The organism is Roseofilum sp. (assembly GCF_982964205.1).
Genome location: NZ_CEZBFX010000128.1, coordinates 1 through 13,319 on the forward strand (window position 1 = coordinate 1; position 13,319 = coordinate 13,319).

Below are 13,319 nucleotides of genomic sequence, written 5' to 3' on the forward strand. Positions count from 1 at the left end.
TATCTAGAACTTTCTGACAAGCAGAAAAGTCAACTTTCTGCCAACCTATATTTCTGATTTCTTGCTGGGCTGTCGATGCTAATTCCTGATATTTTCCTTGTGTTTTTAATTTGGCAAATAGAACCCATGAGAATCCTTTGATAATTCCTGGCAAAGGAATATAGTTCAAAATGGCTTCTTCATCCATAAAAGAAGCCAATTCATCATAATAGTCCCCTACGATATCGCGTTGATTTTGCAGAGTTTTATGATTCCAGGTTTTTAAAAGCTTTAACAGCTTAGGCAATACTATCTGTTCTTCTTCTGTCAATTCTTCAAATGAATTCAGTTCTTGAATGAATTCCTCTAGATCGGCTTGTCGATCTAGTCGTTCAAGAGCTAAATTTAAACTTGGATTCGTATTCCTGTTATTCTGCTCTTGATTTCTAGGCGGTTCTACCCAATATCTTTCTCGCTGAAATGGATAAGTGGGCAATTCTATTTTCTGATGAGAATAGTCTCGATCAAAACCTGACCAATCGACTTTAGCACCTTGTACATACAACGTCCCCAAACTTGAGAGGATCTGTTGCCATTCATCTACCCCAGGACGTAGGGAGGGTAGCCAAATACTGATATCTTCTGGTATACATTGACGACCCATCCCTAATAATACGGGTTTGGGCCCAATTTCCAAGAATATCTGATAACCTTCTTCCCTGAGCGTTTTCATACTTTGAGCAAATCTTACAGGTTGTCGGATATGACGAACCCAATAGTCAGGAGTAGCAATTTCTGCACCTATTTTTTCACCAGTGACATTAGAAATGAGGGGTATTTGAGGCTGACTATAGGTGACTTCCCGAGCCACTGCTTCAAACTCAGGTAACATGGGTTCCATTAGGGGCGAATGAAAAGCATGGGATACTTGTAGTGGCTTGGTTTTAACTCCTTCTGTTTCTAATTGACGACAGAGGGTTGCGATCGCCGCACTCTCCCCGGAAATCACTATACTTTCTGGCCCATTTATGGCGGCTATTGTTACTTGGGAGTTCGATTGTGCGATCGCTTCTCTGACTTGAGATTCTGATGCTAACAAAGACACCATTTCTCCACCCGAAGGCAACTGTTGCATCAGTCTTCCCCGCATGGCGATTAATTTTAGACCCTCTTCTAAACTGAAAACTTCTGCTACACAAGCTGCCACATATTCTCCCACACTATGTCCCATAACTGCATTGGGTTTAATCCCCCAAGATTCCCATAATTTAGCTAGGGCGTATTCTAGAGAAAATAAAGCGGGTTGCGTATAAGCAGTTTGATCTAATAAAGAAGCATTTGACTGAGAATAGATAACTTCTAATAGAGGAATTTCTAGATATTCTTTTAGGATTTCATTGCATTGGTCTAAACTTTCCCGAAATCGGGGTTGAGTCTCATATAACTGTCGTCCCATATCCACATATTGAGACCCTTGCCCAGTAAACAGAAAAGCAATCTCTTTCTCTTGGCTTTCTGCTTTTCCTCTTACCACGCCAGTTCTTTCATGATTCTGAAGGAAATCGGCTATTTTTTGCTGTAGATCGCTGTTTGACTCTGCTACTATGGCTAATCTTTCGGCAAAATGTGTCCGCCCCGTATTGGCACTGAAGCAGATATTTTGTAGTGATTCTTCAGGGTTGAATGCTAAATAAGTTTGGTATTTTGTTGCCAGCTCTCTCAGGGCTGGATCTGTCTGCGCTGATAAGGCTAAAATCTGTTTTGGACGTTCGAGATTGCTATCAACTTTGACTGTTTCTCGGTATTCTTCCAATACAACATGAGCATTAACGCCACCGATCCCAAAAGAGCTTAAACCTGCACGTCTCGGAATCTCTTCTCCCGATTCATTTTTTAATCGCTTCCACTCTTGATTTTCCTCTAGCATATAGAATGGAGTATCTTTAAGGTTAATGCGTGGATTTAAGGCTTTGAAGTTCACTATGCGGGGCAGTTTTTTGTGCTTCATTGCTAATAGAACTTTGATTAATCCCGCAATTCCTGCTGCTCCTTCTAAATGCCCAATATTGCTTTTGACTGCTCCTATCCCACAGTAGGATTTCTCCGTTTTTTCAATTCCATACTCCTGATAAAGTTGTCTGTAGGCTCTTTTCAGGGCATTAATTTCTATCGGGTCTCCCAATGGTGTTCCCGTTCCATGAGATTCTATGTAAGATACTGTATTGGGAGAAATATTGGCTTTGCTATAGGCGGAACGAATGACTTGGGCTTGGGCATAGACATTGGGAGATGTGATCGTTCTGGCTTGTCCTCCGTGATTAATCGAACTTCCTTGAATGACACCATAAATGCGATCGCCATCTTCTATAGCTTTGGTGAGAGGTTTTAATAAAACGACTCCAGCTCCTTCTCCCCTAACATAACCATCTGCATCACTACTAAAGGTTCTACATTGTCCTGTGGGCGATAACATGCCCAATTGACTCATCTGGATGTAGGTTGTTGAAGTAAATAACACGCTCAGTCCACCGACTAATGCCATGTCACATTCTGATTCTTTGAGAGATTTCAGGGCGTAATGAAGAGCAACCAGTGAGCTTGAACAGGCTGTATCTATCGGAATACTTGGACCATGTAGGTTAAAAAATGAAGAGATCCGGTTGGGAATCATACAAGTCCAAGTGCCTGTTCCACTATGACCTTCTACATTCTCTTGATTTTGGTTCATCAACAGAATAGAGTCATAGTTGCACGCCCCGATAAAAACACCGATATCTTTTCCTGAAACTTGAGAGAGTGAGTACCCTGCATCTTCGATACAAGACCAGCTCAATTCCAACATTATTCTATGTTGTGGGTCTACTTTTCTTGCTTCTCGGGGAGAGATGCTAAAAAACTGGGCATCAAACTCATCTATCCCTTCAACTAATCCGCCCCACTTACTGATTGTCTTATTCGGTTGGTTAGGAATAGGAGAATAATGCTTTTTTAGGTCCCACCTTTGGAACGGAATTTCACTTATGCTATTGACTCCTTTTTCCAGATTTTCCCAATATTGATTGTAGTCATCAGCTCCAGGAAACCGACAAGCCATACCAATAATTGCAATGTCAGCACCATTCTTCTGTTCAATGGAATATTTCATAAACTCAACTGATTCCTGATGCACTGGAAAAACGTTTTGATTTAATTTTCGATCCCCATTAGAAGAGCCAATAATACAATGATAACTATAGGATAGCTTCGCTATGGAGTTGCAATTGTATTCTGGATCTTGAGACACTTTAGCACAAGAACACCTTTTTCCTCACCTCTTAACAAAAATTAACAATTGATTGTCAAGAAGTATTGACAAAAACTAGAGATTACTTAATTTCAAGGCTACCATGGAATGTTTGGGATTAACTTTAGGGCACTGAAGTTACTGCAAATCCCTTGATAATGCTGTCTCTTTTTGATTTAGAGGAACTAACTGTGAGTCCAGAAACTTTAACCCCGACTGATGCCCCCCCAGTTTCAGAAAAAGCTTATGATCCATCAGAGTTTAATCAGTATGTAATGTCTACTTATGGGCGGTTTCCGATCGCCCTAAAACAAGGAAAAGGTTGCCTGGTTTGGGATACTCAAGGTCGAGAGTATTTAGACTTTGTGGCGGGAATTGCCACCTGTACCCTCGGTCATGCTCATCCCGCTTTAGTGGAAACAGTCGTACAACAGATTAGCAAGCTGCACCATGTATCGAATCTGTACTATATTGAAGAACAAGGGGCATTAGCCAAATGGTTAGTCGAACATTCTTGTGCCGATCGCGCTTTTTTCTGTAATTCTGGTGCGGAAGCCAATGAAGGTGCGATTAAATTAGCCCGCAAATATGCCCATACAGTATTGCAGATTGAAGACCCGATTATCCTGACGGCAAAAGCGAGTTTTCATGGTCGCACCCTAGCTACTGTTACCGCAACCGGTCAAGCCAAATATCAAAAAGGGTTTAGTCCTCTGGTTCCTGGATTTGCCTATGTGCCCTATAACGATTTTGAAGCCGTAAAAGAAGCGATCGCCTCCCTGGATGCCCCAGAACGGCGTGTAGCTGCCATTTTACTTGAACCCTTGCAAGGTGAAGGAGGGGTGCGTCCTGGAGAATTGGAGTATTTCCTGCGCTTGCGCCAGTTGTGCGATCGGACCGGAATTTTGCTGATTCTGGATGAGGTGCAAGTGGGAATGGGACGTACGGGGAAACTCTGGGGATATGAGAATTTGGGTATTGAACCAGATATCTTTACCTTAGCCAAGGGGTTGGCTGGCGGTATTCCCATTGGTGCTCTGCTCTGTAAGCAGCTCTGCGATGTGTTTGAACCTGGAAACCATGCCAGCACGTTTGGCGGTAACCCCTTTGCTTGTGCCGCAGCGCTAACGGTGTGCCAAACCCTGGAGCAAGAGCGGTTAATTCAAAATGTGCAAGAGCGGGGCGAGCAACTGCGGAAAGGCTTAAGGGCGATCGCCGCTAAATATCCCCAGCTCATTGCTGAGGTGCGCGGATGGGGGTTAATTAACGGCATGGAACTGCAAGCAGAAAGTCCTTTAACCTCGATCGAAATTGTCAAAACAGCCATGGAACAAGGCGTTTTATTGGTTCCCGCAGGGCCGAAAGTAGTGCGCTTTGTGCCTCCGTTAATTGTGTCTGCGGAGGAAGTCGATCGGGCAGTTACTGAGGTAGACAAGGCGATCGCCAGCCTGGCATAAGCTCAATTTCCTGTAGGGACTTTCTGGCCAGAAAGCCCCTACAACATGCGCATTATCTATAATGTAAGTTAGACTTCTTGCGTCAGTGGGCAGAAAATCAGTTGTAATACAGTCTAATTCTCATGCACCGATGTATTGCAACCTATATGCTCTATTCTCTAGCGCGAAGCACTGTATCCTGTAAGAAGTTCTCTTGTAGATGTCCGAGTCTTCTGTTATGTCACAACGATCTACACGCATTTGTATCCTCGGTGGTGGTTTTGGCGGGTTGTATACTGCCCTACGTTTGAGTGAGTTGTCTTGGGAGGGACAGGAAAAACCAGAGATCGTTTTGATCGATCGCCAAGACCGATTTTTGTTTATGCCCCTATTGTATGAATTGATTACGGGTGAAATGCAGACTTGGGAAATTGCTCCCCCTTATGCAGAGCTGTTAGCCGATACTGGAGTCAGATTTATCCAAGCAGAGGTCAGTCAAATTAATTTGGAGACTCAAGACGTTACCCTAGACTCAGGACAGGTTCTGCACGGCGATCGCATCGTGTTAGCTTTGGGCGGAGAAACCCCCCTAACTTGGGTTCCTGGATGTCAGGAATATGCCATTCCCTTTCGGACACTCGAAGATGTCTATCGCCTAGAAGCCTGTTTGGGAACCTCGATCGCATCGGAAGAAGAGGTCATTCGGGTGGCGATCGCAGGCGGGGGCTACAGTGGCGTAGAATTAGCTTGTAAATTAGCCGATCGCTTGGGTGAGCGCGGGCGCATTCGTTTAATCGAAAAAGGGGACTGCATTTTAGCCAACTCTCCAGAGTTTAACCGCAAAGCAGCCGAAGCCGCCCTCAAACAAAAAGGAGTGTGGATTGATTTAGAAACCACCATTCAAGCGATCGCCCCTGATTCCATCTCCCTATTGTATAAAGGTCAGGAAGATACGATTCCCGTCAATATAGTGTTGTGGACAGTAGGAACCCAAATTCCGCCGAGTATCCAAGGTCTAGAGCTGAAAAAGAATCCTCGCGGCCAGATTACCACGACAGCCACCCTACAGGCGATCGATTATCCCCATTATTTCATTCTTGGCGACCTTTCCGACTGTTGCGATGCTGAGGGTCAAGTCTTACCAAAAACTGCCCAAGCAGCCATTCAACAGGCAGATTATTGTGCCTGGAATATATGGGCCTCTTTATGCGATCGGCCCCTGCTCCCAGTCCGCTATTCTCACCTCGGTGAAATGATGGCTCTCGGTATCGATAATGCCACCTTAACAGGTTTAGGACTTCAGCTCGATGGTCCCCTGGCCCATATTGCCCGTCGTCTCGTTTATCTCTATCGTCTGCCCACCCTAAACCATCAATTAAAAGTCGCCTTTAACTGGCTTACCCAACCCTTACAAGAGATAATGTTAAATTAGATCATCAAAGGCATCACTATGTCAAAACCAAAGGTTATCTTTTTAGATGCTGTGGGTACGCTCTTTGGAGTACGCGGCAGTGTAGGAGAAATTTATAGCCAATTCGCACAAGGATTTGGAGTTCAAGTTTCTGCCGATCTGATCGATCACACGTTTTTCGAGAGTTTTAAAAAAGCTCCACCAGCCGCCTTTCCAGACATCGATCGTCAAGAGCTACAGTCCCATGAGTTCGACTGGTGGAAGGCGATCGCCTTTGCTACCTTTGAACAATCTGAGGTCATAGATCAGTTTACTGATTTCGATCGGTTTTTCAATGAACTCTATCATTATTTCTCTACCTTCTATCCCTGGTTTGTTTATCCGGATGTGAAAATTGCCCTCTTAAGCTGGAAAAATCAAAATATTGAATTGGGGGTGATTTCTAACTTTGATTCTCGTTTACATAAGGTTCTCAATGCTCTAGGTCTACAGCATTTCTTTCAATCAATTACCATTTCTACAGAAGTTAGTGTAGCTAAACCGAACTCCAAAATTTTCCATACTGCCCTCGCTAAACATGGTTATAAACCCCATCAAGCTTGGCATATTGGCGATAGTTACGAAGACGATTATCTGGGTGCAATTGAAGCCGGTTTTTCTCCCATTTGGCTGCAACGTCAATCCCAACATCCAGAATTATTTAAGGTAGCGAAAGGCAAAGTTTGGTCGGGTTTACAAGCTACGGCTTTCTCTTAGAGATACAGCCGACATTAAAGGAGTTTCTATTTCTTCTTCTTCACTAAAAATATAATCGGAGTCAAAGATAAAAGCATTGTGATGACGAATGACAGAAAACCCTAAGTTAGTTACTGTTTCAGTCTTAAATGTCGCCATAACCAACTCCCACGCTTTCTTATCCGAAACTTCTGGCTTTTGGACAAAAAAGTTCCGCTTGGCAAAAAATAGACGCTCATCTTTGGGCGTAATAATATGGTTGATTTTATGGGTATATTGAATCGGTTTAATATACGTCTGAAGAAACCACTCTTGATTGATTTGCATTAAATAAAGTCGTTCATGTTGTAGCCAACTCATGCGAAACATCATCAACAAAAGTTCAAATCCAAGAGTGTAAGTGAATACATTCTTCTTTTCCTGTGGATCGACAACCAGTTGCAATACAGATTCGAGAAATATTTGTGGTTCACATCGTAAATCATGAGCAGAATGAATATAAAATTGCCGGATATAAATCCTTAATTGTCTTTCATTCAAGACCCTAGGAATTTGAAAGATCTGTAAATAATGTTCAACTTTTTCTTTGGTTTTTTGATCTTGAACTAATTTAGCGACAATACCATCAGCCGTATATTCATCCAAAAATTCGGCTTGCACTTCTGATGGAGCAGACAGTAATAGATGACACAGAGACAATACATATCTTCTCTGTTGCCAAGATAAGCCTTCAGTCCATTGTCGGGCTTCTGAAGGCAATTGGGAAAGAATCGATTGCATAATTGGTAGGGGCGCGATCATCATATTGAGGAAGAATCTGAGAGAATTCAAGATACAGCGCTTTGTGCTGTAAGTTAAGTTTTACTTAATAAAACCCTGTAAAGGAGTAGGGGAATACCCCCTCAGCTACAGCAGGATTGTTTCCTTCCCCGTGTCGTCTTCATCCTCCTTATCTCCCTATCTCTCCATCCCAGGACGATCGCGAAATTTGTTGTAACTCTAGAATATTGCCATCTGGATCTTGGGTAAATAGGGCGGATCGTCCGGATGAACTCAGTTTAAAGTTACACCCATAGGCGATTAATTGTTGCTTTACTTCCTCTAGGGAATCAATTTCAAAGGCAATATGGGCATTGCGCCCCCATTTTTCCGGATTCCATCGAGTAATTTCTACGTCAGGCTGCATCATTAAGTGCAGTTGATAGTGTCCAATCTGATACCAAATACCGGGAAATTTCAGTTGCCGATCGATTTTGGTTAAACCGAGAACGCTACTATAAAAGTGTTCGGCTTTGTCTAAGTCTGACACTAAAATAGCGGTATGCAAAGATTGTATAATTTTCATTGATTACCCCAATTGCACAATAGAGACAGCAATTTCGGCTACAAGAGATCGCCCAACCCCACTTTTTTGAGTTGGCGACAGCCAGAAAAAGCGAGATTTAGGGGATCGAAAGGTACATCATAGCAGAAGAAAGTGCTGTAATTCTAATCGAGTTGGCGTTGAATCCAACGGCGGAAATCTTGGATAATGTCTAAATATGCTTGGTTACCCACTTGGGCTAAAAATTGGCTGATTTGAGTTATCTCAATACCAGGAAAAGCTAAACTTTCTTGGGCTAACTGATACTGGCGATCGCTCAATACATAAATCTCAAAGGACTCACCATCATAGCGCCAAATCTCGGAGACTCCTAATTGAGCATAAATGAGTAGACGGTTTATGGAACTGCTGGTGATGTCAATTTCGATGACTAAATCTGGAGGAGGATCGATCGCCAAATCAATCCAAGTTTTCCCTTCGATAGCGCTTAAGTTTTGGATATAAAAGCACTCATCTGGTTCTGCACCACTAACATCTGGGTGTTTTAAGGTGATTGAACCCAGGGGTTCGATGTTCAGGGTTAACTCTTCAGCTAGAGTTTCTACAAACCTACCGATAACTCGTTTGTACCGTTCATGTTCGGGGGAAGGAGCCATGATTTGCAATCTGCCGTGATAGTATGTTAGGCGTAAACGGCGATCGCTCAATTCTTGCAGTAAGCGATCGTAAGTCTGCCAACTAATACCGGACAAGTGAATTAATTCTCTAGGGGGAGCCAGGGAAGTCATATCAATTAAAAATCAAAAATGGGTCTGGGTTGTTGGTGGGCAGGAGAATAAGCCATCTTGCCCTGCCCACCCTATGATGATTGACTTAGTTTTTAACTGGTGTTGTCCACCAGGCGATCGCATAGGGTTGCTCTGCCTCATTCACTTGCTGACGATAGTAGACACGAATTTTATACCTGCCTGCGTGGGGAATGCGATAAAATAGATGTTCCACACTATCAACATCACTTATCGAAGATCCAATGCTATCGCGCACATCTGTAGAATCAGCGGGCATCAGAAATACATCTAAATTATTGAGTCCCCGGTCTTCAAAGGTTTCTCCTATATCATACGCCTCATTTTGATTCTGGTCTTGAAGTTCTACTAAACGATTCCAAGCGAGGGTAACACTGAGCATACTCCCCTGCTGTAAGGGTTCTTGCAAAATATAATCTTGATAACTGCCAGCGTTCTCAATTTGGTCATAATTCCAACCGATCGCCGGAACTGGATTCTCTGGAGTCCACTGACCGGCACTAAACTGTTCATAAGCACGACTGGCATTTAAATGACCTGCTCCCATTTGAATATCCAGGGGAATGCGGGCATCAGAATAGGCTTCTGAAGTGAGCCAAGAGTGATGCTGTTGATTGTACAAGGTGCGTGACATACCCAGATTGAAGCCATTGCCCAAATCTTGAATCTTATCGGCACTATTGAGTAATACGGCTTTCATGACCTCTTGCTGACGAGCGTGGATTGTCCATGGGGGACTAAGCTCGGATTTTAAGGGATCGGCTTTTACCTGAGCCAATTGACGATCGCCATATTCTTGTAATAATGCTACCGTCGCCGTTGCATGGGGAGCCGCAAAACTCGTGCCACTCGAATACCCCACTGTACCATCTAAATTAATTAAAGGAACCTGATGACCTGGAGCAACCAAACCAATGGAGCGCCGATTATTGGTATTGGTTTCGTAGCCAATAATCTGACTGGGATTGCCCAAACTTGGATCGCCAATATTGGCAAAATCAATTTTAGAATAGCGATCGTTGTAAAGCTTCGAGAATGCCACCGTCACGCCATTGTAGGTATCCGTAGGAATGGAAATTCCTCCTCGACCCTGATTCCCGGCAATCACATAAAACACATTATGCACCCGTGCAGACCAATCAATACATTGGGTCAACAGTGCATTCCCATCGAGTAGAGGATTCGGCCGGGGGTCTTGATTCAAAGATTCTCCAAAACTAAAATTAATTGCCCGCAAATCCCCACTATTTTGCATCGCCAGATGTTGAGAAGCGAGGCATTCCTCTGCTTGGCCGCTGCGTCGTAAAGAACCGACAGCCGTGGAATACAGCCGCGCATCCGGAGCTACTCCAGGATACTGTTTATTCGAGCTAATCATCACACTGGCTACATTTTGGGCATGGGGGTCAACATGCTTATTGTGTTCGGCAAAGGCATCTCGAAAAAATACCCGCATGGGGGTGATGGGCTGATTTGAGTCAATTTTCTTATCAATTCCAAACATCCCAGGACGACCGATTTCCACTTGACCAATGGCGATTTTTTTCCCCGTTAAGTTATAAGGTAAATCATGCAAGTTTTGAGCCTCAATTCCTGCATCTCCCACTGAGGAGCGCAGCAGGGGGAAAGCAACGACCGGAATGCCCAACCCAGAAATCGCTAGGGTAAATAGTACTAATTTGAGCTTGCGGATCATCGGTTATGACTCCTATGGATGGGTAGTGTGGCTTTTTTTGATGGTTCATCCCTAATTTACCAATTGATTTTGGCGATCGCACTTTTGTCTGCCCTTCACAACTCGCTTACCCCTTTAGCAGGTGACCCATAGAACCGAATTAGTCAAAAAAATCAGGCTCTGGACTCGCTCGATCCGGATTTTTCCGTCTGCCAGTGAAGAAAAAAACTAAGTATCTAGCCCTGGGTTAGGGAGCGTGAGAGAATAGGGCAAACCTAAACCGGGCAGAAAAAGCGCTTTTACGATTACTGGTTATCTATGACCCATAAGCAGAGCAAAAGCGCCTATGATATTCTCCAATGATAGTGTGTTGTGTGGAGTGTTCTTAAAAATGGTTCAATCTTTATCTAAACCTCAAACGCCGATCGCCAGTAGTCCAGAAAGTTCACCCCTCAATCCCCTCTGGAACCCGCTCAATTTACCTCCTTCTCGCCTATTTGGGACGGATGGCATTCGGGGAAAAGCTGGGGACTTGCTCAATGCTCCCTTTGCACTTCAGTTGGGATTTTGGGCGGGACACGTTTTGCGCCCTCAAGGGATCGGTTCTGGCATTGTGATTTTAGGCCAAGATTCACGGAATTCTAGTGATATGTTGGCCATGTCCCTGTCCGCCGGATTGACGGCAGCAGGGCTAGAGGTCTGGAATGTTGGATTGTGTCCGACTCCTTGTGTTGCCTATCTGACGGCAGAGACAGAGGCGATCGCCGGTATCATGATCTCAGCCAGCCATAATCCCCCCGAAGACAACGGTATTAAGTTTTTTGGCTCAGATGGTACAAAATTATCTCAAACGGTTCAGGGACACATTGAGGCGGCGATCAGAGGACAATCACACCCCTATACCAACCCTCCTCACTGGGGACAACATTATCATCGCCCTGAATTGCTCAAACAGTATGCAACCGCTTTACATGAACCGTTGGTCAACACCCTGAATTTACAGGGAATGCGGGTCGTTTTAGATTTAGCGTGGGGGGCTGCGGTTCCCGTTGCGCCTGGGGTATTTGAGGATTTGGGAGCAGAGGTGATCTGTTTACACAACCGAGCAGACGGCGATCGCATTAATGTTAACTGTGGTTCAACTCATCTGGCTTCCCTGCAAGCAGCGGTTCAAGAACATAACGCTGACCTGGGATTTGCCTTTGATGGGGATGCTGACCGAGTCATTGCCGTAGACTCCGAGGGCAGACCGGTAGACGGCGATTATATTCTCTATCTCTGGGGATGTACTCTGCATCATGCCCAAAAACTCCCCAACCAAACCATTATTTCCACCGTGATGGCGAATTTAGGCTTTGAAAATGCTTGGGCAAAACTGGGGGGTAAACTCGTACGGACTGCTGTGGGAGATCAGCATGTTCATGCGGAAATGGTAAAAAGTGGGGCCATGCTCGGTGGCGAACAGTCCGGTCATATTCTTTGCCACCATTACAGTTTAACCGGAGATGGTCTACAAACCGCCCTGCACCTATCCGCCATTGTCCGTCAGTCGGGAACGAGCCTCACTGACTTGGTCAACCAAAGCTTCCAACCCTATCCCCAACTCCTCAAAAATGTGCGGGTAGAAGACCGCCATACTCGTTTAAATTGGCATACGTGCCAACCCCTGCAAGAGGCGATCGCCCACGCAACTGAAGCTCTCGGAAACCAAGGACGCATCCTGGTTCGAGCCTCCGGGACTGAACCTGTCGTTCGGGTAATGGTGGAAGCGATTCAAGATAATTTGGCTCTCCATTGGACAGACAACTTGGTGCAAGCCGTACAGCGCCATTTAGTTTAGAAAAAAAAGGGAGTCTGATGCTCATATCATTTCCCTATGAGCCTGCACTTAATTAATCGCCAGACTCCCTAAATCTTGTCGTGCTGTATACTCTGAAATCGTTGGGATAGAAATTAGTTGATTTTTTAAGGATAAATTTTTCCTGCTCTGAATTTTCAAGCATGAAACCTCGAATAGCTTCTAGCATGGCAATAAACCACTTATTCTCGCCATGCTTATCGGATTTTTTTAGGAGTTGTATTTGACGATCTATCTTGTCAAGGTTCATCGCTTAGTTAGATGTATGTATTTGAAATTATTTCGGTATTTTTCAATGTGATGTAGGAATAGCTTTTCATACATTTCATGGTGAATTCCGAGAATTGTAACATGGCACTCTTCAAGTTCTAGGAAGTTTTCAATCACCGATCCCTGCCCTGATAATTCAAAACCGTCTGGATGAATTACCTTTACCACCCCAGGTTCATGACAGTTTATTATACCAAATCCGAATAGTATAGAAAATAAACAGATGCTGTTCTAATCCCAATTTTCTTGCTATCCATCTCTACCTGTACTACCCGGATTTGGTATTACACCATCAATTGATTGGGTTGATTCTATCTGAAGCAGCATTGATTCGAGCGCTCGAATAGAAATGTTATTCAATTGAATTAGACCAGATGCAACACCCATCGGAGGATCGCCTGATTCAAGAAGGGAAGTTCCAATTTCCTCCTTATTTATGAAGATCTTGTATACAGCGCTTTGCGCTGTTATGAGGGACAGTGTTGAATTCTCAAAGCTATGTACCAAAAGCCTATTCCCTATTCCCTATTCCCTATTCCCTA

General features: G+C 44.1%; 10 protein-coding genes. 4 read left to right on the top strand and 6 right to left on the bottom strand.

From position 1 onward, the window contains the following. The coding region (locus tag AC3A14_RS21305) for a type I polyketide synthase (protein WP_487779149.1) at positions 1 to 3,124 on the bottom strand (3,124 nt) is incomplete at its 3' end. A 329-nt stretch (positions 3,125 to 3,453) separates the two neighbouring features. On the opposite strand from AC3A14_RS21305, the gene AC3A14_RS21310 reads away from it, so the two are divergent. The 3 genes from AC3A14_RS21310 to AC3A14_RS21320 all read left to right on the top strand — a co-directional run bounded on the left by AC3A14_RS21310 (position 3,454) and on the right by AC3A14_RS21320 (position 6,865). After that, a complete protein-coding gene (locus AC3A14_RS21310; RefSeq protein WP_318734807.1) occupies positions 3,454 to 4,719 on the top strand; it encodes an aspartate aminotransferase family protein in 1,266 nt (421 codons plus the stop codon). A gap of 217 nt (positions 4,720 to 4,936) precedes the next feature. Continuing rightward, positions 4,937 to 6,130: an NAD(P)/FAD-dependent oxidoreductase gene (locus tag AC3A14_RS21315; RefSeq protein ID WP_318702170.1), complete on the top strand. Its 1,194-nt coding sequence runs from the start codon at positions 4,937 to 4,939 to the stop codon at positions 6,128 to 6,130. An 18-nt stretch (positions 6,131 to 6,148) separates the two neighbouring features. Then, positions 6,149 to 6,865, top strand: a complete 717-nt coding sequence (locus AC3A14_RS21320; RefSeq protein WP_271939369.1) for an HAD-IA family hydrolase — start codon at positions 6,149 to 6,151, stop codon at positions 6,863 to 6,865. Here the strand turns inward: AC3A14_RS21320 and AC3A14_RS21325 are convergent. From AC3A14_RS21325 to AC3A14_RS21340, 4 genes are all read right to left on the bottom strand, one after another. After that, positions 6,842 to 7,624, bottom strand: a complete 783-nt coding sequence (locus AC3A14_RS21325) for a hypothetical protein (RefSeq protein WP_318734810.1) — start codon at positions 7,622 to 7,624, stop codon at positions 6,842 to 6,844. The two genes, AC3A14_RS21320 and AC3A14_RS21325, sit on opposite strands and share 24 nt — an antisense overlap. Positions 7,625 to 7,793: 169 nt before the next feature. Then, entirely contained in the window at positions 7,794 to 8,189 is a 396-nt protein-coding gene (locus tag AC3A14_RS21330; RefSeq protein WP_318702172.1) for a VOC family protein, read from the bottom strand. A gap of 143 nt (positions 8,190 to 8,332) precedes the next feature. Beyond that, complete coding sequence (locus AC3A14_RS21335; protein ID WP_318734813.1) at positions 8,333 to 8,956, bottom strand: Uma2 family endonuclease; 624 nt, start codon at positions 8,954 to 8,956, stop codon at positions 8,333 to 8,335. An 85-nt stretch (positions 8,957 to 9,041) separates the two neighbouring features. Next, positions 9,042 to 10,670 carry a S8 family serine peptidase gene (locus AC3A14_RS21340; RefSeq protein WP_318734816.1) on the bottom strand — a complete coding sequence of 543 codons (1,629 nt, stop codon included), beginning with the start codon at positions 10,668 to 10,670 and terminating at the stop codon, positions 9,042 to 9,044. Between the two features lie 370 nt (positions 10,671 to 11,040). Between AC3A14_RS21340 and glmM the strand changes: the two genes are divergently transcribed. After that, entirely contained in the window at positions 11,041 to 12,489 is a 1,449-nt protein-coding gene (gene glmM / locus AC3A14_RS21345; protein ID WP_318734819.1) for a phosphoglucosamine mutase, read from the top strand. 52 nt (positions 12,490 to 12,541) lie between these two features. Here the strand turns inward: glmM and AC3A14_RS21350 are convergent, their stop codons facing one another. Then, on the bottom strand, positions 12,542 to 12,757 hold the full coding sequence (locus AC3A14_RS21350) for a hypothetical protein (RefSeq protein WP_318734823.1): 216 nt from the start codon (positions 12,755 to 12,757) through the stop codon (positions 12,542 to 12,544). Positions 12,758 to 13,319: the final 562 nt, after the last annotated feature.

Coding starts and splice junctions, on each gene's coding strand:
- AC3A14_RS21315 (WP_318702170.1), top strand. CDS start 4,937: ATGTCACAACGATCTACACGCATTTGTATCCTCGGTGGTGGTTTTGGC.
- AC3A14_RS21320 (WP_271939369.1), top strand. CDS start 6,149: ATGTCAAAACCAAAGGTTATCTTTTTAGATGCTGTGGGTACGCTCTTT.
- AC3A14_RS21325 (WP_318734810.1), bottom strand. CDS start 7,624: ATGCAATCGATTCTTTCCCAATTGCCTTCAGAAGCCCGACAATGGACT.
- AC3A14_RS21330 (WP_318702172.1), bottom strand. CDS start 8,189: ATGAAAATTATACAATCTTTGCATACCGCTATTTTAGTGTCAGACTTA.
- AC3A14_RS21335 (WP_318734813.1), bottom strand. CDS start 8,956: ATGACTTCCCTGGCTCCCCCTAGAGAATTAATTCACTTGTCCGGTATT.
- AC3A14_RS21340 (WP_318734816.1), bottom strand. CDS start 10,670: ATGATCCGCAAGCTCAAATTAGTACTATTTACCCTAGCGATTTCTGGG.
- glmM (WP_318734819.1), top strand. CDS start 11,041: ATGGTTCAATCTTTATCTAAACCTCAAACGCCGATCGCCAGTAGTCCA.
- AC3A14_RS21350 (WP_318734823.1), bottom strand. CDS start 12,757: ATGAACCTTGACAAGATAGATCGTCAAATACAACTCCTAAAAAAATCC.